Below are 18331 nucleotides of genomic sequence, written 5' to 3' on the forward strand. Positions count from 1 at the left end.
GGAGCTTACTTGAATTTGCGGCGCGGCCGCCCAGTGAGATTTGCAACAAGTGAGCGGATCTGCGGTTCCAGCAGCGACGGCTGGACCGGCCCGTCAACGGCTGCAAGCGCGCCGGCACGGCCGTGGAGATGGGCAGCGGCCGCGGCCAGCCGCGCATAGTGTCCCGGTTCCCGCTCCGTGTCCGGAGTGCGGTCCGTCGCCAGGAGAGCGCCGAGGATGCCGGCGAGTGTGTCTCCGCTTCCCGCCGTCGCCAGCCACGGCGTTGCCTCGGCCTGGCTGTACAGTTCGCCGGTGGGAGCCGCCGCCAGCGTGGCCCAGCCCTTGAGCAGGACCGTGGCGCCCGTAAGTTGGGCGGCGAGGCGGGCGTAGCGGATGGGATCGGCTTCGATGTCGGCCCGCGATGCATCCTCGCCCAGCGAACGCAGCAGCGCGGTGAGTTCGCCGGCGTGCGGGGTGAGCACGACGCCGGGGTGCAGCCCCGCGCGGACCGCGGCGATCGCGTCGGCGTCGATCACTGCGGGCAGCCCGGACGCCATGGCGTCGCTGGCCCGGCGGCGCTGGTCCTCGTCGTTGCCCGCCCCGGGTCCGGCAACCCAGGCCTGCACATGGGTGTCCCCTACGGTCCCTGAGCCGCAGACCGCTTCGGGGTGCGCCAGGTTGATCAGCCGGGCGACGGCGCCGGGTCCCAGGTAACGGACCATGCCGACGCCGGTGGCGAGGGCGGCGCCCGTGGCCATCAAAGCGGCTCCGGGGTAGGTGTCCGAGCCGGCGGCAATGCCGAGCACCCCGCGGCTGTACTTGTAGTCCGCGGGCGTTGGAACCGGCAGGAGCCCGGCCAGGTCTTTTGCCTGCAGACGGTAGGCGGACGGGGCTCCCAGATGCGGGCCCAGCCCGATGTCGATGCAGCGGATTTCCCCGGCGGCCGCGGCACCCGGGCCGGCGAGCAGCCCGGTCTTGACGGCACCAAAGGTCACGGTGAGGTCCGCCCGCAGGCAGGTTCCCTCTACCTGTCCGGTATCGGCGTCGACGCCGCTGGGGAGGTCGCAGGCGACAACCAGCGGGCCCTGCCCCTGCAGCCGTGCCGCGTTCAGTGTCTCTGCGAGTAGGCGGACGGGGCCGCGCAGTCCGCCGCTGCCGCCGGTACCCAGGACACCATCGATTACGGCATCGGCCCCGAGTGCGGCCCCGGCGAGGGCTGCGGCGTTGGACTCTGTGAGTGCCAGGACCTTTCCGCCCTGCGCCCGGAACGCTGCCAGCGCCTCGGGGTGCGCTGTGTGGGAGGTGAGCACCGCCGTCGTCGCTGCTCCCCGCCGGGCCAGCCTTGCGGCGGCATAAAGCGCGTCTCCCCCGTTGTTGCCGCGGCCGGCGAGAACCGTCACCGCGGCTCCGTAGATCCGGCCGCGGCGGGCCGCCAACCGGTCCGCGGTCGCCGCGTACAGCCCGTAGGCTGCGAGCTGCATCAGTTCCCCGCCCCGGCCTTCGGCCAGCAGCGGGGTTTCGGCCCGGCGGACCGCGGTACCGGTATACGCACTGATCATGCGCTTTGTCCTAGCCTTCGGCGATGACCATTGCAGTAGCCATGTTGCCGTCATGGCTGAGGGAAAGGTGCCAGGTCTGCACGCCTTTGCCCTCCGCCACGGCGGCCACGGTTCCGTCGATCTGCAGCAGCGGCGCTCCGGCGGGATCCAGCAGGACCTGGCAGTGCTGCCAGTTCATGCCGGCAGGGGCGCCGAGGGCCTTGGCCACGGCTTCCTTCGCCGCGAACCGTGCAGCCAGTGACCGCAGGTTCAGTTCCCGTTCCGCCGGGGCGAACAGCCGGGCCCGGAGCCCGGGTGTACGCTCCAGCTGGCGGCCGAACCGCGGCACGTCCACCACGTCGACGCCGATTCCGATAATCACTGAAGCACGCTCCTTATTCCACCGTGACGGACTTGGCCAGATTGCGCGGCTGGTCCACATCGAAGCCCTTGGCCGTAGCCAGCTCGCAGGCGAAGATCTGCAGCGGCACGGTGGTCAGCAGCGGTGCCAGCAGGGTCGGGGTTTCCGGCACGTAGAAGATGTGCTCGGCGTAGGCCTTGACGGCGTCGTCGCCTTCTTCGGCGATCACGATCGTCTTGGCCCCGCGGGCCCGGATCTCCTGGATGTTGGAAACCACCTTGGCGTGCAGCGAATCCCGGCCGCGGGGCGACGGGACAACCACGAACACGGGCTGGCCTTCCTCGATGAGTGCTATCGGGCCGTGCTTGAGCTCGCCGGCAGCGAACCCTTCAGCGTGGATGTACGCCAGCTCCTTCAGCTTCAGGGCGCCTTCCATGGCCACCGGGAAGCCGACGTGGCGGCCGAGGAACAGCACCGAAGAGGCGTCCTTCATCAGCTGCGCCAGTTCCTTGATCAGCCCGGAGTTGTCCAGCACCTGCTGGATCTTGTCCGGCACCTTGCCCAGGTCTGCGAGGATGTCCTTGATCTCGCCCTGGAACTTGTTGCCGCGGAGCTGCGCCAGGTACAGGCCGAGCAGGTATGCGGCGGTGATCTGTGCCAGGAAGGCCTTGGTGGAGGCAACGGCGATTTCCGGTCCGGCGTGCGTGTACAGGACTGCGTCCGACTCGCGGGGAATGGTGGAGCCGTTGGTATTGCAGATGGCCAGGACCTTCGCGCCCTGTTCCTTGGCGTAACGCACCGCCATCAGCGTGTCCATGGTCTCGCCCGACTGGGAAATGGCCACAACCAGCGTGTTCGAGTCGACAATGGGATCCCGGTAGCGGAACTCGTGGCTCAGCTCCACCTCGACCGGCAGCCGGCACCAGTGCTCGATGGCGTACTTGGCCACCTGTCCGGCGTAGGCGGAGGTCCCGCAGGCGAGGACCATGATCTTGTTGACGTTCTTGAGGTCCTCGGGGCTGACGCGCAGCTCATCGAGGGTGAGTCGTCCGTCGATGTCCGACCGCCCCAGGAGGGTGTCCCCCACAGCCTGCGGCTGGTCGTTGATTTCCTTCTCCATGAAGGAGTCGTAACCGCCCTTTTCGGCGGCGGCTGCATCCCAGTTCACGTAGAACTCAGTGCCTTCGGCCACTTCGCCGAAGAAGTCGGTGATCAGGACCGAGTCAGGCGTGATGGTTACCACCTGGTCCTGGCCCAGCTCGACGGCGCGGCGGGTGAAGTCGATAAAGCCCGAAACGTCGGAGCCCAGGAAGTTCTCGCCTTCGCCCAGTCCGACGACGAGCGGGGAGTTGCGGCGGGCGGCAACCACGGTGCCGGGTGAATCGGTGTGAACGGCCAGCAGGGTGAACGCGCCCTCGAGCTGCTGGCAGGCAAGCTGCATGGACTTTGCCAGATCCGCGTTGCCGTCGCCGCGGTAGATGGAGGCCAGCAGTGCTGCGGCCACCTCGGTGTCGGTTTCAGAAACAAACTCGGCGCCGGCGTTCAGCAGTTCGGCCTTCAGCTCGGCGAAGTTCTCGATAATGCCGTTGTGGATCACGGCGAGGCGTCCGTTGTCGGCCAGGTGGGGGTGGGCGTTCTCGTCGGTCGGGCCGCCGTGGGTGGCCCAGCGGGTGTGCCCGATACCGGTGGTGGCCGGGGTCAGCGGAGCCGCTTCCAGCTCGGCCACGAGGTTGGCGAGTTTGCCTGACTTCTTGCGGTATTCGATACCCAAGGGAGTGAGCACGGCGACGCCGGCCGAATCATAGCCCCGGTATTCCAGCCGCCGAAGGCCTTCCATTACTACGTCGAGAGCTCCGTGCCCGCCGGCGCTAATACCTGCAATGACGTCCGGACGGCCTGCGTATCCAATAATTCCACACATAGCACTAAGCGTACCGGCCCGCGGACGGGATACCGAAAGCATGGTGTCCTTCAGCCTGTTGCACAGTCTTTGCGCGCTTCGGGCCGTTTGGGTTTGCCTGCTGTTCAGGGCAGAATTCCTAAGGTGACCGAACGCCATGTTAAGTCCTCCGCGGCCCAGCCGCCCGAGAGCAGTTTCACTCCCTTCGTCGAACTGGACCGCAAGACCTGGTCGCGGCTGTCACACGAGATACGCTCCCCGCTCAACCAGGAGGACATCCTCCGGCTGCGCGGCGTCGGTGACCAGTTGAACCTTGATGAGATCAGGGAGGTCTACCTCCCGCTCTCCAGGCTGCTGAACCTGTATGTGGCTGCCGCAGGCCGCCTGCACAGTGCCACCACCACTTTCCTTGGCGAGAAGACCACCCGTACCCCGTTCGTGATCGGCGTGGCCGGATCCGTGGCTGTCGGCAAATCCACCACGGCCCGGGTCCTGCGTGAGATGCTGCGCCGCTGGCCGGAAACCCCGAACGTGGAACTAATCACCACGGACGGTTTCCTGTACCCCAACGCAGAGCTGGAACGCCGCGGGCTGATGCAGCGCAAGGGCTTCCCGGAATCCTATGACCGACGCCGGCTGCTGCGCTTTGTCAGCGAGGTCAAGAGTGGGGCCGAGGAGGTCCGGGCGCCGAAGTATTCGCACCTGACGTACGACATTGTCCCCGGCGAGGAGATAGTGGTCCGCCGGCCGGACGTGCTCATTGTCGAGGGCCTGAATGTCCTCGCCCCGGCCCGGACACGCGCCGACGGGCGTTCCGGCCTCGCGCTGAGCGATTTCTTCGACTTCTCGATCTACGTGGACGCCCGCACCTCCTACATCGAGGAATGGTACGTCCAGCGCTTCCAGTCGCTGCGCACCGGAGCCTTCGCTGACCCCGCATCCTACTTCCACCGCTACGCAGACCTGACGGATGATGAGGCCCGGGCCACTGCCCTGGACATCTGGAGGCGGATCAATGAGCCGAACCTCACCACCAACGTGCTGCCCACGAGGGGCCGTGCCCAGCTGGTGCTGACCAAGGACGCCGACCACTCCGTGAGGCGGATGCTCCTGCGCAAGACCTGAGCCGGGTGCGGGACCCGGGTCCCGCACCGGCGCAGTGCTGCTAGACCGCCGCTCCGGCGCCTGCGTTTAGCGCCAAATGGGTTTCAACCGTTTCGGCGAGCCGCCGTGCGGTGTCTGCTGCCGTTTCCATGTCCGCGGCCTCCACCATGACCCGGACCACCGGTTCGGTGCCGGAGGGGCGGAGCAGCACGCGCCCCGTTTCGCCCAGTTCCTGCCCTGCCTGCTGGACTGCGAGCCGTACCGGCTCGTTGGTCTCGACGGCGGACTTGTCCACGCCCTTGACGTTAATGAGCACCTGAGGGAGCTTCTGCATAACGCCGGCCAGCTGCTTCAGGGTCCGGCCGGACCGGGCTACCTGTGCTGCCAGCTGCAGGCCGGTGAGGACGCCGTCTCCGGTGGTCGCGTATTCGGAGAAAATGACGTGCCCGGACTGTTCGCCGCCGAGGCTGTAGCCGCCGCGGCGCATACCTTCGAGCACGTAGCGGTCCCCCACGCCGGTTTCGATGAGCTCGATGCCGGCCTCGCGAAGGGCGAGCTTCAGGCCGAGGTTGCTCATGACCGTCGCCACCAGTGCATTGTCCTTGAGCTTGCCGGCTTCCTTCATGGCGACGGCCATGATCGCCATGATCTGGTCACCGTCCACCACGGTGCCTTCGTGGTCCACTGCAAGGCAGCGGTCGGCGTCGCCGTCGTGGGCGATACCGAGGTCGGCGCCGTGCGCCACAACAGCTGCCTGCAGCTGCTCGAGGTGGGTTGAGCCGTAACCCTCGTTGATGTTGAGGCCGTCCGGGTCGGCGCCGATGACCACTACTTCGGCACCCGCGTCGGCGAAGACCTGGGGTGAGCAGCCGCTGGCCGCCCCGTGCGCGCAGTCCAGGACAACCTTCAGGCCCTCAATGCGGTTGGGGAGGGTTTGCAGCAGGTGGACCACATACCGGTCCTCGGCATCGGCGAAGCGGTGGATCCGCCCCACCTCGCCTCCGGTGGGACGCATGCTGGGAAGCGCCATTTCAGCTTCGATGGCGTCCTCGACGGCGTCATCCAGCTTCTGCCCGCCGCGGGCCAGGAACTTGATGCCGTTGTCGGGGGCTGCGTTGTGGGAGGCGGAGATGACAACGCCGAAATCTGCGCCAAGGTCGGCAACCAGGTACGCTGCGGCCGGGGTCGGCAGCACGCCGGCGTCGTAGACATCAACGCCCGAGCTGGCGAGTCCGGCCTCCATGGCGGCGGAGATAAAGTCACCGCTGATGCGCGGGTCCCGGGCAACCACAGCGACCGGACGACGGCCCTGTTCCACCCGGCGATGGCCCAGCACCACTGCTGCGGCTTGAGCGAGTCCGAGGGCAACTTCGGCGGTGATCAGCCCGTTCGCCAGCCCACGGACGCCGTCCGTTCCAAACAATCTAGTCATTACGTATCCTCAAGCAGGTTGTAGCCACAGCGGGAGCCGCTCACGGGCAACTTACTGGCCCATTCTGCCACCGGTGCACCCTGGTCTCCGAAACGGGAAGGACCATTGCACGTACCAGACGGGTAAATACCGGCATCGGTGTGGCCAATCCAACTCTGCAGGCATCCCTTAACGCCAAAAGGCAGCCGCCGTAGCGACTGCCTTTTGGTGAAACCTCGGAACTGAATCAGCTGTTGTGTTCCCAAACACCCAACGAGCGCTTGTGGAGCCAAGCGCCCAACGAGCGCTTGTGCACCCATGCACCCAACGAGCGCTTGTGGAGCCAAGCGCCAATTCAGCGCGAGGGGACCCGGTCCCGCACGCGCCAGCGGGCGGGACCGGGGAAGCGCTGAATTAGCGCTTGGAGTACTGAGGTGCCTTACGTGCCTTCTTGAGACCGGCCTTCTTACGCTCGATGACGCGGGCGTCACGAGTCAGGAAGCCTGCCTTCTTCAGGGCGGGGCGGTTGTTCTCGCGGTCGATCTCGTTCAGCGAGCGGGCAACGCCCAGACGCAGCGCGCCGGCCTGGCCGGAGGGGCCGCCGCCGTGGATGCGTGCGATGACGTCGTACGCGCCTTCGAGGTCAAGAAGCTTGAACGGCTCGTTGACTTCCTGCTGGTGCAGCTTGTTCGGGAAGTAATCCTCGAGCTCGCGGTCGTTGACGATCCACTTGCCGGTACCCGGGACGAGGCGCACGCGGGCGATAGCCTGCTTGCGGCGTCCGACGGCGGAGCCGGGGACGGTCAGGGCGGGGCGTTCCTTGACATCGGCCTGGACCGAGTCAGAGGATTCCGAGGTGTAGCTCGAAAGCTCCTCGGTGTTTTCATTCAGCTCTTCAGTGTTCTGAGCCACGATTCTCCTTGAATTAATTTCTTAGTTGGCGGGCCAGAACTACTGGGCGACCTGGTTGATTTCGTAGGTCTTGGGCTGCTGAGCGGCGTGCGGGTGCTCGGCACCGCGGTAAACCTTCAGCTTGCTGATCTGGTCAGCAGCCAGGGAGTTCTTGGGCAGCATGCCGCGGATGGCCTTCTCAACTGCACGTACCGGGTTCTGCTCCAGCAGTTCGGCGTAGTTGACGGAGGACAGACCGCCCGGGTAACCCGAGTGGCGGTAGGCACGCTTCTGTTCGAGCTTGGCGCCGGTCAGGGCAACCTTCTCGGCGTTGATGATGATGACGAAATCGCCCATGTCCATGTGGGGAGCAAAGGTCGGCTTGTGCTTTCCGCGCAGCAGTGTTGCGGTCTGGCTGGCAAGACGGCCTAGGACAACGTCGGTGGCGTCAATGACGTGCCACTGGCGGTTGATGTCGCCGGGCTTCGGGGTGTACGTACGCACGGTGTTTGCCTTCGTTTCTTCTTCTTAGGTGGCGCGCCGCCCATGGATGCCATGGACAGTGCAGCTTCTCTATGCGTTACCGGATGGTCAGGTGAGGACTGAATTAACCAGTGGTCCTGAGATCTCGGCTATTTCCCCGGGGCCAGGTGGCTCTGCAACTGAGCCGCTCCCGTGGGCATAGGCCTATCGAGGTAGGACACGCACAACGACTATAAACAATAGCCTGCTTGCGTAGTCAGGTCAAAAGCTGTCCCCGCGTTATGGATCCAGCGCCGGATATTGGATTTGTCCCTATTTTAGGACCGGAAGCCGCTGATCGGCTATTCGCGCTGCGCCCGGGTCAGCTCGGCCCGCCGGGCCAGCTCTGACGCTGCCGGGTAGCGGACTTCCTCCAGCACCAGCGGGTGCGGCGGGGCGAGCAGGGACTTCGAGTCCCGGATCCGCGCGAACATGCGTTCGGCAAGCCATTGGGGGCGCCGCTCCCCCGAGCCGACCAGCAGTGAACCGCCCACCAGTGAGCGGACCATGTTGTGGCAGAAGGCATCCGCCTGGATGTGCGTGGTGATGATTCCGTCACCGCCGCGGTGGAAGCTGAACTCCAGGAGTTCGCGGGTGGTGGTGGAGCCGGTCCGCGGTTTGCAGAAGGAGAGGAAGTCCCGGATCCCCAGCACGCCGGCTGCGGCTTCGTTCATGCGGTCGGTATCCAGGGGCGCCTTGAACCACAGAGTGGTATGCCGGGTCAGCGGGTCCCGGTTTTCGGGAAGGTCGCAGATGCGGTAGCTGTACCGCCGCCAGAGGGCCGAGAAACGGGCATCGAAACCGGCCGGAGCCGGGACGGCCGACAGTACTTCCACGGCCCCGCCGAGGGCGTCGATGGCTCGGCGCTGGAGGCCGGCTTCCCGGGCCGACATGGTCAGCTCCTTGTTCAGCACCCCGTGCAGCCTGCGCCGCAGGGAGACTCCCGGATCCAGGTCCCGGCCCCTGGCCAGTCCGTACCACTCGGACGCGGTGAGGTCGAAGTGCACCACCTGCCCGCGGGCGTGGACACCGGCGTCGGTCCGCCCCGCCACCGTCGTCCGGACCGGACGGCGCAGCAGGACCGCCAACGCATCTTCCACCAGGCCCTGGACGGTCCGCAGTCCGGGCTGGGCGGCCCAGCCGGAGAAGGACGCACCGTCATAGGCGAGGTCCATCCGGACGCGGAAAGGCCCGCCATCCATTTCGGGGACGGCGGGCCTTTCAATAGTCATAGCACCCATATTAAGGGCACCGGGACCTCAGCGAAGAATTACTTCTTCTCTTCGGTCTCTTCGACAGCCTCATCAGCGGAGTCGGCAGACTCAGCAGAATCGGCGGACTCAGCGGAATCGGCAGATTCAGCCGACTCGGCAGATTCAGCCGACTCGGCGGAATCAGCAGACTCAACGGCAGGCGCCGGAGCGGCTGCAGCGGCAGCGGTGCTGGCTTCAGCCACAACCGACTGCTTGGCAGAAAGCGGTTCCAGGACCAGCTCGATGACAGCCATGGGAGCGTTGTCGCCCTTGCGGTTGCCGATCTTGGTGATACGGGTGTAGCCGCCGTCGCGCTTCTCGACTGCCGGAGCAATGTCGGTGAAGAGCTCGTGGACGATGCCCTTGTCGGAGATCAGGGCCAGGACGCGACGGCGGGAGGACAGGTCCCCGCGCTTTGCGAACGTGATCAGGCGCTCTGCGTAGGGACGCAGACGCTTGGCCTTGGTCACCGTGGTGGTGATCTGCTTGTGCTCGAACAGCTGCGCGGCAAGGTTGGCCAGCATCAGTCGCTGGTGTGCCGGGCTGCCTCCGAGGCGCTTACCCTTGGTGGGTGTAGGCATTACTTTTTCTCCTCAAACGGTGCCGTGCGGTGCTCAGTGGCCCGAACGGCAAGAATTTGCTTCAGTTAGAGCTCGTCGTCCGAGTACTCGGACTCGTCCTCTTCAATAGCTGCGGCACGGGCGGCCAGGTCGAACCCGGGAGGGGAATCCTTCAGGGACAGACCCAGTTCAACCAGCTTTGCCTTCACCTCGTCGATGGACTTCGCGCCGAAGTTGCGGATGTCCATCAGGTCAGCCTCGGAGCGGGCTACGAGTTCACCCACGGTGTGGATGCCTTCGCGCTTGAGGCAGTTGTACGAACGCACGGTCAGCTCGAGGTCTTCGATCGGCAGTGCCATGTCGGCTGCCAGTGCGGCATCCGTGGGGCTCGGACCGATTTCGATACCTTCAGCGGCGGTGTTGAGTTCACGTGCCAGGCCGAACAGCTCAACCAGGGTGGTACCGGCAGAGGCGACAGCGTCGCGCGGTGCAATGGCATCCTTGGTTTCAACGTCAACGATCAGGCGATCGAAGTCGGTGCGCTGCTCAACGCGGGTGGCCTCCACGCGGAAGGTCACCTTCAGGACCGGCGAGTAGATGGAGTCGACCGGGATGCGGCCGATTTCCTGGTCACCGGACTTGTTCTGGCTGGCCGACACGTAGCCGCGGCCGCGCTCGATGGTCAGTTCGAGTTCGAACTTGCCCTTCGAGTTCAGCGTGGCGATGTGCAGGTCGGGGTTGTGGAACTCCACGCCGGCCGGCGGAGCGATGTCCGCAGCCGTAACCACGCCGGGGCCCTGCTTGCGCAGGTAAGCCACAACGGGTTCGTCGTGCTCGGAGGAAACCGAGAGGTTCTTGACGTTCAGGATGATCTCGGTGACATCTTCCTTGACGCCGGGAACCGTCGTGAACTCGTGCAGCACGCCCTCGATGCGGATGCTGGTTACAGCGGCACCGGGAATGGAGGACAGCAGGGTACGACGGAGGGAGTTACCAAGGGTGTAACCGAAACCCGGCTCCAGGGGTTCAATGATGAACCGTGAGCGGTTGTCGGCTACGACTTCTTCAGTGAGGGTGGGGCGCTGTGCAATGAGCACTTGCATTTCCTTTCAGCGAGCATCCGCTATATGACGCAACACAAATGGTGGAAACGACGACGACGGGTCTTCCGCGGGCGTCTTGGACGGCTAACAGCCAGCCCGGGACCGGCGCCCTCCGGCGGGCAGCCCACTCGTGAAAGTGGGCTGCCCGCCGGGGAAACCGGAACCGCAGTGCTGCTTATACGCGGCGGCGCTTCGGGGGACGGCAACCGTTGTGTGCGCTCGGAGTGACATCCTGAATGGAGCCAACCTCCAGGCCGGTGGCCTGCAGCGAACGGATGGCGGTCTCGCGACCGGAGCCCGGACCCTTCACGAAGACGTCGACCTTGCGGACGCCGTGCTCCTGTGCGCGCTTTGCGGCAGCTTCAGCAGCCATCTGAGCAGCGAACGGGGTGGACTTACGCGAGCCCTTGAAGCCAACCTCACCGGCGGAAGCCCATGAGATAACAGCACCGGACGGGTCCGTGATGGACACGATGGTGTTGTTGAAGGTGCTCTTGATATGCGCCTGGCCGAGCGCGATATTCTTCTTATCCTTGCGACGCGGTTTGCGGACCGCTCCACGAGTCTTGGGGGGCATTACTTCTCCTACAAAGAGTTTGGTTTAGGTGGCCCGGATTCGGGCCGTGGCCGAAAGACCGCTTATTTAGCGGCCGGCCTTCTTCTTACCGGCAACGGTGCGCTTCGGGCCCTTGCGGGTACGAGCGTTGGTCTTCGTGCGCTGACCGTGGACGGGCATGCCGCGGCGGTGCCGGATGCCCTGGTAGCTGCCGATTTCAACCTTGCGGCGAATGTCGGCGGCCACCTCACGGCGGAGGTCACCCTCAACCTTGAAGTTGCCCTCGATGTAGTCACGCAGCTGAACGAGTTCAGCGTCGGTGAGGTCCTTGACGCGAGTTTCCGGGCTGATGCCGGTCTCTACAAGGGTCTGCTCTGCACGGGTCTTGCCCACGCCGTAGATGTAGGTAAGCGCAATCACTACCCGCTTTTCGCGGGGAATGTCAACGCCAGCGAGACGTGCCATATCGGCGGTTCTCCTTTGGTTATTACCGGAGGTCTGAAGCAGTGCGTCCCTGTTGCCAGGTCCCCGGCCTCCGTACCGGGGGTATGCGTCACGCGTATAGACGCTGCACTGCCATATTGAATTAACTACGCGTGGGCTGATCCCTGAAATCAGGGGCCCTCTTACCGTTGTCCTTTCGGACCCCGGAGCTAGAGAAGCTGATTAGCCCTGGCGCTGCTTGTGGCGCGGGTTCTCGCAGATCACCATGACTCGACCGTTACGGCGAATCACCTTGCACTTATCGCAGATCTGCTTGACGCTCGGCTGGACCTTCATGGTTTTCCTTTGCGTGGTTGCAGGGTTGAGCTTGAACGGTCAGTGAACCGGCAATGCGGTCCGCTGTCCGTCTTTGCAGCGGTTTATTTGTAGCGGTAGACGATGCGACCCCGGGTGAGGTCGTACGGGCTAAGTTCCACCACAACGCGGTCTCCAGGGAGGATGCGAATGTAGTGTTGACGCATCTTTCCCGAGATGTGTGCGAGCACAATGTGGCCGTTGGCCAGCTCAACGCGGAACATCGCGTTGGGCAGGGCTTCGTTTACCGAGCCCTCGATCTCAATGACGCCGTCTTTCTTGGCCATATCCTCCGCTAACGTCTGTGTCGCCGGCTTTGACGCCGGCAACGGTTTTTCGAATGTGGCCGTCACCCCGGCCCAGCCAACCGCATCGGCACACAAGGCATCGAAAGCGGTCAATCCGGGCACGAATGTAGAGACAACCAACAGATAACTCTACGGGAAGACCCCCCATAAGTTAAATCGCTCCCGCTGTCCAGTTCCCGCCGCGGCACTTTGGTCCGGCTGTTTCGGCTCCCCCAACGCCGGCAGGCCCCGGTCCGGAAGGGAACGGGGCCTGCTGGTTCGGTACATGCGAAGGATTCCCTAGGGAATCGGAACCGGGGTGACACCCAGCGGTTCCAGCCGGGACGCGCCGCCGTCGGGCGCCGTGAGCACCCAGATCCCCTTTTCATGGATCGCGACGGAGTGCTCCCACTGGCTGGAACGGCTGCCGTCCTCGGTGACAACTGTCCAGTCATCATCGAGCGTGCGGGTGAGGATCTTGCCGCGCACCAGCATCGGCTCAATGGCCAGGCACAGGCCCGGCCGCAGCTTCGGTCCCCGGTGTCCCGTGCGGTAGTTCAGGACGTCAGGTGCCTGGTGCATTTCAGTGCCGATGCCGTGGCCGACATAGTCCTCGAGGATTCCCAGTTTCCTGCCCGGGACGCTGTTGACGTAGTCGTCCACGGCGTCGCCGATATCGCCCACGAACTTGCCCTTCGCGGCAGCGGCAATGCCGTGCCACATGGCATTCTCGGTGACGTCCGACAGCCGCTGGTCCTCCGGATCCGGCGTACCCACGATCACGGTACGCGCGGAGTCCGAGTGCCAGCCGTTCACCACTGCACCGCCGTCGATGGAAATGATGTCGCCGTCCTGCAGCACCCGGTCCCCCGGAATGCCGTGGACAACTTCTTCATTCACGGACGTGCAGACCGTGGCCGGGTAGTCGTAGTACCCCAGGAAGTTGGAGGTAGCTCCCGCTTCCTTGAGCACCCGGGCAAAAACCGCATCGATTTCGCGTGTACTGACGCCGACGTCGGCGGCCTTGACCGCCGCGTCGAGCGCTGAGATCAAAACAAGGCCGGCTTCGCGCATGATGCGCATCTGCTCGTTGGTTTTGTATTCGATTCGAGGCTGGCCGAACATGTGTCTTCTAACTTCCTAGCGGATAACTTTTTGCGCCGGTCTTTCTTAGCGCAGGTCCTTCAGTGCTTCCATGACGCGCTCGGTGACGTCGTCGATGCCGCCGAGGCCATCCACGCGGGTCACGATTCCGCGGTCCTCGTAGCGGGCGACGACGTCGCCTGTCTGCTGCTTGTACAGGTCCAGGCGGTGCCGGATGACGTCTTCGGTGTCATCGCTGCGGCCTTCGAGTTCCGCGCGCCGCAGCAGGCGGGCAACGAGTTCGTCGTCGTCAGCCGTCAGCAGGAGCACCGCGTCGAGCTTCTGGCCATTGCCGGCCAGGATGTCGTCGAGTTCCTCGACCTGCGCCACTGTGCGCGGGTAGCCGTCCAGCAGGAAGCCCGATTCGACGTCGTCCTCGGTGAGCCGGGTGCGGACCATGTCGTTGGTGACGGAATCCGGAACGAAGTTGCCGGCGTCGATGTACTTCTTTGCTTCCACGCCGAGCGGAGTCTGCTCCTTGACGTTGAAACGGAAAATGTCGCCGGTTGATATTGCCGTGACACCGAGCCGGTCCGAGATCCGAGCGGCCTGAGTTCCTTTACCGGCGCCGGGAGGCCCGATAATGAGCATTCTTGTCATCGCAATAACCCTTCGTAGTGACGTTGCTGGAGCTGCGCGTCAATTTGCTTAACCGTTTCCAGTCCCACACCAACCATGATGAGGATTGACGTTCCGCCGAACGGGAAGTTCTGGTTAGCTCCAACCAACACCAGAGCAATCAGCGGGATCAGGGCGACAAAGCCCAGGTAAAGGGCGCCGGGCAGCGTGATCCGGGAGAGCACGTACTGCAGGTATTCGGCGGTGGGGCGGCCGGCCCGGATGCCGGGAATGAAGCCGCCGTACTTCTTCATGTTCTCCGAAACTTCGTCCGGGTTGAACGTGATGGAGACGTAGAAGTAGGTGAAGAAGACGATCAGCAGGAAGTACACCAGCATGTACAGCGGGTGGTCGCCGCTGACGAGGTAGTTGTTGATCCAGACCACCCATCCCGGCGGCGTGCCCTGCTCGGGCGTATTGAACTGCGCCAGCAGGCTGGGCAGGTAGAGCATGGAGGACGCGAAGATCACGGGGATCACGCCGGCCATGTTGACCTTGATCGGGATGTAGGTGTTGGTGCCGCCGACCGTACGCCGGCCGACCATGCGCTTGGCGTACTGCACCGGAATGCGGCGCTGCGACTGCTCCACGAAGATGACCAGGGCCACCGTCAGGATGCCGACGGCAATGACGGCCAGGAAGATGGTCCAGCCCTGCGCGCTGAGGATCGCGCCAAGGGCGCTGGGGAAGGACGCCGCGATGGAGGTGAAGATGAGCAGCGACATACCGTTGCCCACACCCTTTTCCGTGACGAGCTCGCCCATCCACATGATGACGCCGGTACCGGCGGTCAGCGTGACGATGAGCAGCAGGACGGTGACCATGTTGTCGTCCGGGATGATCGGCAGGGCGCACTGGTTGTTGAAGAGCGCGCCCGAACGTGCCAGGGAGACGACGGTCGTGGCGTTGAGCAGGCCCAGCGCGATGGTGAGGTACCGCGTGTACTGGGTCAGCTTCGACTGGCCCTGCTGGCCCTCGTCGTAAAGGGCCTGGAAGTGCGGGATCACGACGCGCAGCAGCTGAACAATGATGCTGGCGGTGATGTAGGGCATGATGCCGAGGGCAAAGATGGAGACCTGCAGCAGCGCACCGCCGCTGAAAAGATTGACGAACTGGTAAATACCACCGGAGGTGGCACCCAGATTCAAGCACTGCTGCACATTGCCGTAGTCAACACCCGGGGCCGGGATAAAAGCACCCATGCGGAAGATAGTGATGATTCCCAGCGTAAACAACAGCTTGCGTCGCAGGTCTGGTGTCCGGAAAGCCCGGCCAATAGCGCTAAGCAAGCGTCCTCCTGAAGTTTGGAAAGTCCGTTCCGGACTTGTGACAGAAACAGAGTCTAGCCGCTCGCGGCCCGTACTGCGTTAACGCCGTACGGGACGCGGTAGTTGCCTTAAACGGAACTGAACTCCCGGCGGACCGGATAGGGTCCGCCAGGAGTTCAGTGGTGAAACGTTGGATCGTGCGCCCCTCCCCCGCCGGTATACGCAATGCGTCCGGACGGGGAGGGAAACAGACCCGCCACGAGGTCTTAGACCGTGGTGGTGGATCCGCCGGCTGCGGCGATCTTTTCTGCAGCGCTGGCGGAGAAGGCGTTGGCGGAGACATCAACCTTGACGGTGATGTCGCCGGAGCCGAGAACCTTCACGGGCTGGTTCTTGCGAACCGCACCCTTGGCAACCAGTGCTTCGATATCCACGGCGCCGCCTTCGGGGAACAGCTCCGAGATCTTGTCCAGGTTTACAACCTGGAACTCGACCCGGAACGGGTTCTTGAAGCCGCGCAGCTTCGGCAGACGCATGTGCAGCGGAAGCTGCCCGCCTGCGAAGCCTGCCTTGACCTGGTAGCGGGCAGCCGTACCCTTGGTACCGCGGCCTGCCGTCTTACCCTTGGAACCTTCACCGCGGCCTACGCGGGTCTTGGCCGTCTTGGCACCGGGTGCCGGACGCAGGTGATGGACCTTCAGAGTTCTGTTTTCTTCGGGCATGTTACTTCGCCTCCTCAACCTTCACGAGGTGCGGAACCGTGTTGATCATGCCAACGGTCACTGCATCAGCAGTACGGACGACGGAGTCGCCGATGTGCTTCAGGCCCAGTGAACGCAGCGTGTCGCGCTGATTCTGCTTACCACCGATGGTGGACTTGATCTGAGTGATTTCCAGTCGAGCCGTGCTAACGGCGACGTTCTTCGGAGTCGACATCAGGCACCTGCCTTCTGCATGTTGCGGAGCATCGCGTAGGGAACGACCTGGTCGAGCGGAAGGCCGCGGCGTGCTGCCACTGCCTGGGGCTCTTCGAGGCGCTTCAGCGCATCAACCGTGGCGTGCACGATGTTGATGGCGTTGGAGGACCCGAGCGACTTGGACAGGACGTCGTGGATACCGGCGCATTCGAGAATGGCGCGGACCGGACCACCGGCGATAACACCGGTACCCGGGGAAGCCGGACGCAGCAGGACGACGCCTGCAGCAGCTTCACCCTGGACGAGGTGCGGGATGGTTCCACCGATGCGCGGGACGCGGAAGAAGGTCTTCTTGGCTTCTTCAACGGCCTTTGCGATGGCGGAGGGAACTTCCTTTGCCTTGCCGTAGCCAACGCCGACCATGCCGTTGCCGTCACCGACAACAACGAGGGCGGTGAAGCTGAAGCGACGGCCACCCTTGACCACCTTGGCAACGCGGTTGATGGTCACGACGCGTTCAATGAACTTGTCCTTCTCATCGTTGCGTCCGCCGTCGCGGCCACCGCGGCCACCGCGTTCGCCGCGGCCTCCACGGTCGGAGCCGCGCTGCTCGCCGCGACGTCCGCCGCGGCGGTCGTCGGTACCGGTGGCTGCGGCTTCCTTGGTCTCAGTTGCCTCAGCAGCTGTAGCTTCAGTCACCTGATTTTCCTTTTCCTTGTTTACCTCGGTCACAGTGCCAGCCCACCTTCACGTGCGCCGTCTGCAACTGCGGCAATACGGCCGTGGTAGCGGTTACCACCGCGGTCAAAGACAACGGCTTCGATGCCGGCGGCCTTGGACCGCTCAGCAACGAGTTCGCCGACGCGCTTGGCCTTGGCGGTCTTGTCGCCGTCCAGTGCACGCAGATCCGCTTCCATGGTGGAGGCGGAAGCCACGGTTACGCCACGGGTGTCATCGACAACCTGGACGAAGATGTGGCGGGCAGAGCGGTTGACCACGAGGCGCGGACGAACCGCGGTTCCGGAAATCCGCTTGCGGATACGCAGCTGGCGACGGCTGCGCAGGGCAGACTTGCTCTTGCTGTTTCGCTTCTTATTAATGCTGATGGCCATGGTTACTTACCAGCCTTTCCGACCTTGCGGCGGACAATCTCGCCGGCGTAACGAATACCCTTGCCCTTGTACGGGTCGGGCTTACGCAGCTTGCGGATGTTGGCGGAAACCTCGCCCACCTGCTGCTTGTCGATACCGGACACGGTGACCTTCGTCGGGGCGACCACGGTAAGCGTGATGCCTTCGGGGGCCGCGACGGGGACCGGGTGGCTGTAGCCCAGGGCGAACTCGAGGTCCGCACCCTTCGCGACTACGCGGTAACCGGTACCAACGATTTCCAGATCCTTCTTGTAGCCCTCGGTCACGCCGGTGATCATGTTGGCGATCAGCGTGCGGGTCAGGCCGTGGAGGGAGCGGGATTCACGCTCGTCGTTCGGGCGGGTAACGGTGATGGTGCCGTCTTCAAGCGTTGCCGTGATCGGGCTGGGCACAGTGTGGCTCAGCTCGCCCTTGGCGCCCTTGACGGATACAACGTTGCCGTTGATGGCGATATCTACTCCGGCAGGAACCGGGATGGGCAGACGTCCAATACGTGACATTTTTCTTTCCCTTCCCTGCTACCAGACGTAGGCGAGGACTTCCCCACCTACACCCTTCTTGGCGGCCTGGCGGTCGGTCAGAAGACCTGACGACGTCGACAGGATTGCGATACCCAGACCACCCAGCACGTGCGGCAGGTTGGTGGACTTCGCGTAAACGCGCAGACCGGGCTTGGAGATGCGGCGAACGCCGGCGATGGAACGCTCGCGGTTCGGACCGAACTTGAGGTCCAGGGTCAGCTTCTTGCCGACCTCGGCCTCTTCTTCCTTCCAGCCGGCTATGTAGCCCTCGGCCTTCAGGATGTCAGCAACGCGCGCCTTGAGCTTGCTGTAAGGCATGGACACGGAATCGTGGTATGCCGAGTTTGCATTGCGCAGACGCGTGAGCATATCTGCGACAGGATCTGTCATTGTCATTTGGGCTCTTGCCCTCCCTCGTAACGGTTTCCTGCAGGATCCCCGTGCGGCGTC

General features: G+C 64.1%; 23 protein-coding genes. 1 reads left to right on the forward strand and 22 read right to left on the reverse strand.

Features of this window, described 5'->3' with window-relative positions; genetic code table 11:
• Positions 1-5: 5 nt before the first annotated feature.
• The 3 genes from N2K98_RS13185 to glmS are packed head-to-tail and all read right to left on the reverse strand — an operon-like array spanning position 6 to position 3799.
• Entirely contained in the window at positions 6-1538 is a 1533-nt protein-coding gene (locus tag N2K98_RS13185; RefSeq protein ID WP_255865029.1) for an NAD(P)H-hydrate epimerase, read from the reverse strand.
• 10 nt (positions 1539-1548) lie between these two features.
• Positions 1549-1899 (reverse strand): holo-ACP synthase, encoded by a 351-nt coding sequence (locus N2K98_RS13190; protein ID WP_229949943.1) that lies wholly within the window; start codon positions 1897-1899, stop codon positions 1549-1551.
• A 13-nt stretch (positions 1900-1912) separates the two neighbouring features.
• The gene (gene glmS, locus N2K98_RS13195) at positions 1913-3799 is read right to left on the reverse strand and encodes a glutamine--fructose-6-phosphate transaminase (isomerizing) (protein ID WP_255797021.1); all 1887 of its coding nucleotides are present in this window, start codon (positions 3797-3799) and stop codon (positions 1913-1915) included.
• A gap of 123 nt (positions 3800-3922) precedes the next feature.
• Here glmS and coaA point away from each other — a divergent pair, with 123 nt between their 5' ends.
• Positions 3923-4903, forward strand: coding sequence for a type I pantothenate kinase (coaA, locus tag N2K98_RS13200; RefSeq protein ID WP_255797020.1), 981 nt, complete (start codon positions 3923-3925; stop codon positions 4901-4903).
• 40 nt (positions 4904-4943) lie between these two features.
• Here coaA and glmM read toward each other — a convergent pair whose 3' ends face one another.
• From glmM to rpsH, 19 genes are all read right to left on the reverse strand, one after another.
• Positions 4944-6314: a phosphoglucosamine mutase gene (glmM, locus tag N2K98_RS13205; RefSeq protein WP_255797019.1), complete on the reverse strand. Its 1371-nt coding sequence runs from the start codon at positions 6312-6314 to the stop codon at positions 4944-4946.
• 393 nt (positions 6315-6707) lie between these two features.
• Positions 6708-7205, reverse strand: a complete 498-nt coding sequence (gene rpsI, locus N2K98_RS13210; protein WP_227918696.1) for a 30S ribosomal protein S9 — start codon at positions 7203-7205, stop codon at positions 6708-6710.
• 39 nt (positions 7206-7244) lie between these two features.
• On the reverse strand, positions 7245-7688 hold the full coding sequence (rplM, locus tag N2K98_RS13215; protein WP_227918698.1) for a 50S ribosomal protein L13: 444 nt from the start codon (positions 7686-7688) through the stop codon (positions 7245-7247).
• A 320-nt stretch (positions 7689-8008) separates the two neighbouring features.
• Positions 8009-8938 carry a tRNA pseudouridine synthase A gene (locus N2K98_RS13220; protein ID WP_255797001.1) on the reverse strand — a complete coding sequence of 310 codons (930 nt, stop codon included), beginning with the start codon at positions 8936-8938 and terminating at the stop codon, positions 8009-8011.
• A 38-nt stretch (positions 8939-8976) separates the two neighbouring features.
• On the reverse strand, positions 8977-9540 hold the full coding sequence (gene rplQ, locus N2K98_RS13225; protein ID WP_255865028.1) for a 50S ribosomal protein L17: 564 nt from the start codon (positions 9538-9540) through the stop codon (positions 8977-8979).
• A gap of 65 nt (positions 9541-9605) precedes the next feature.
• Entirely contained in the window at positions 9606-10616 is a 1011-nt protein-coding gene (locus N2K98_RS13230) for a DNA-directed RNA polymerase subunit alpha (RefSeq protein ID WP_146361126.1), read from the reverse strand.
• A 181-nt stretch (positions 10617-10797) separates the two neighbouring features.
• Complete coding sequence (gene rpsK / locus N2K98_RS13235; RefSeq protein WP_049829160.1) at positions 10798-11199, reverse strand: 30S ribosomal protein S11; 402 nt, start codon at positions 11197-11199, stop codon at positions 10798-10800.
• A gap of 66 nt (positions 11200-11265) precedes the next feature.
• Positions 11266-11643 (reverse strand): 30S ribosomal protein S13, encoded by a 378-nt coding sequence (gene rpsM, locus N2K98_RS13240; protein WP_227903828.1) that lies wholly within the window; start codon positions 11641-11643, stop codon positions 11266-11268.
• Positions 11644-11844: 201 nt separating this feature from the next.
• The gene (gene rpmJ, locus N2K98_RS13245) at positions 11845-11958 is read right to left on the reverse strand and encodes a 50S ribosomal protein L36 (protein ID WP_012397712.1); all 114 of its coding nucleotides are present in this window, start codon (positions 11956-11958) and stop codon (positions 11845-11847) included.
• Positions 11959-12041: 83 nt separating this feature from the next.
• Positions 12042-12263, reverse strand: a complete 222-nt coding sequence (infA, locus tag N2K98_RS13250; RefSeq protein WP_055239372.1) for a translation initiation factor IF-1 — start codon at positions 12261-12263, stop codon at positions 12042-12044.
• A 300-nt stretch (positions 12264-12563) separates the two neighbouring features.
• Positions 12564-13388 carry a type I methionyl aminopeptidase gene (gene map, locus N2K98_RS13255; RefSeq protein WP_255797000.1) on the reverse strand — a complete coding sequence of 275 codons (825 nt, stop codon included), beginning with the start codon at positions 13386-13388 and terminating at the stop codon, positions 12564-12566.
• A 45-nt stretch (positions 13389-13433) separates the two neighbouring features.
• Positions 13434-14006, reverse strand: a complete 573-nt coding sequence (locus N2K98_RS13260; RefSeq protein WP_255796999.1) for an adenylate kinase — start codon at positions 14004-14006, stop codon at positions 13434-13436.
• Positions 14003-15313 carry a preprotein translocase subunit SecY gene (gene secY, locus N2K98_RS13265; RefSeq protein ID WP_255796998.1) on the reverse strand — a complete coding sequence of 437 codons (1311 nt, stop codon included), beginning with the start codon at positions 15311-15313 and terminating at the stop codon, positions 14003-14005. The genes N2K98_RS13260 and secY overlap by 4 nt, the downstream gene beginning before the upstream one ends.
• 245 nt (positions 15314-15558) lie before the next feature.
• Positions 15559-16014, reverse strand: a complete 456-nt coding sequence (gene rplO / locus N2K98_RS13270; RefSeq protein WP_227918714.1) for a 50S ribosomal protein L15 — start codon at positions 16012-16014, stop codon at positions 15559-15561.
• Between the two features lies 1 nt (position 16015).
• The gene (gene rpmD / locus N2K98_RS13275) at positions 16016-16228 is read right to left on the reverse strand and encodes a 50S ribosomal protein L30 (protein WP_146361114.1); all 213 of its coding nucleotides are present in this window, start codon (positions 16226-16228) and stop codon (positions 16016-16018) included.
• Positions 16228-16908, reverse strand: a complete 681-nt coding sequence (gene rpsE, locus N2K98_RS13280; protein WP_227918719.1) for a 30S ribosomal protein S5 — start codon at positions 16906-16908, stop codon at positions 16228-16230. Before rpsE ends, rpmD begins: the two co-directional genes overlap by 1 nt.
• Before the next feature lie 29 nt (positions 16909-16937).
• Positions 16938-17321, reverse strand: coding sequence for a 50S ribosomal protein L18 (gene rplR / locus N2K98_RS13285; RefSeq protein ID WP_229949992.1), 384 nt, complete (start codon positions 17319-17321; stop codon positions 16938-16940).
• A gap of 2 nt (positions 17322-17323) precedes the next feature.
• Entirely contained in the window at positions 17324-17860 is a 537-nt protein-coding gene (gene rplF / locus N2K98_RS13290; protein ID WP_227918724.1) for a 50S ribosomal protein L6, read from the reverse strand.
• 18 nt (positions 17861-17878) lie between these two features.
• Complete coding sequence (gene rpsH / locus N2K98_RS13295) at positions 17879-18277, reverse strand: 30S ribosomal protein S8 (protein ID WP_146361106.1); 399 nt, start codon at positions 18275-18277, stop codon at positions 17879-17881.
• Between the last annotated feature and the right edge of the window lie 54 nt (positions 18278-18331).

Origin of the sequence: Arthrobacter jinronghuae (assembly GCF_025244825.1) — a bacterium.
Lineage (GTDB): Bacteria > Actinomycetota > Actinomycetes > Actinomycetales > Micrococcaceae > Arthrobacter_B > Arthrobacter_B jinronghuae.

Coding starts and splice junctions, on each gene's coding strand:
- N2K98_RS13220 (WP_255797001.1), bottom strand. CDS start 8,938: ATGACTATTGAAAGGCCCGCCGTCCCCGAAATGGATGGCGGGCCTTTC.
- infA (WP_055239372.1), bottom strand. CDS start 12,263: ATGGCCAAGAAAGACGGCGTCATTGAGATCGAGGGCTCGGTAAACGAA.
- rplO (WP_227918714.1), bottom strand. CDS start 16,014: ATGCCCGAAGAAAACAGAACTCTGAAGGTCCATCACCTGCGTCCGGCA.
- N2K98_RS13260 (WP_255796999.1), bottom strand. CDS start 14,006: ATGACAAGAATGCTCATTATCGGGCCTCCCGGCGCCGGTAAAGGAACT.
- rplQ (WP_255865028.1), bottom strand. CDS start 9,540: ATGCCTACACCCACCAAGGGTAAGCGCCTCGGAGGCAGCCCGGCACAC.
- rplR (WP_229949992.1), bottom strand. CDS start 17,321: ATGGCCATCAGCATTAATAAGAAGCGAAACAGCAAGAGCAAGTCTGCC.
- glmM (WP_255797019.1), bottom strand. CDS start 6,314: ATGACTAGATTGTTTGGAACGGACGGCGTCCGTGGGCTGGCGAACGGG.
- rpsH (WP_146361106.1), bottom strand. CDS start 18,277: ATGACAATGACAGATCCTGTCGCAGATATGCTCACGCGTCTGCGCAAT.
- map (WP_255797000.1), bottom strand. CDS start 13,388: ATGTTCGGCCAGCCTCGAATCGAATACAAAACCAACGAGCAGATGCGC.
- rpsM (WP_227903828.1), bottom strand. CDS start 11,643: ATGGCACGTCTCGCTGGCGTTGACATTCCCCGCGAAAAGCGGGTAGTG.
- rpmD (WP_146361114.1), bottom strand. CDS start 16,228: ATGTCGACTCCGAAGAACGTCGCCGTTAGCACGGCTCGACTGGAAATC.
- rplF (WP_227918724.1), bottom strand. CDS start 17,860: ATGTCACGTATTGGACGTCTGCCCATCCCGGTTCCTGCCGGAGTAGAT.
- rpmJ (WP_012397712.1), bottom strand. CDS start 11,958: ATGAAGGTCCAGCCGAGCGTCAAGCAGATCTGCGATAAGTGCAAGGTG.
- rpsK (WP_049829160.1), bottom strand. CDS start 11,199: ATGCCCCCCAAGACTCGTGGAGCGGTCCGCAAACCGCGTCGCAAGGAT.
- glmS (WP_255797021.1), bottom strand. CDS start 3,799: ATGTGTGGAATTATTGGATACGCAGGCCGTCCGGACGTCATTGCAGGT.
- N2K98_RS13185 (WP_255865029.1), bottom strand. CDS start 1,538: ATGATCAGTGCGTATACCGGTACCGCGGTCCGCCGGGCCGAAACCCCG.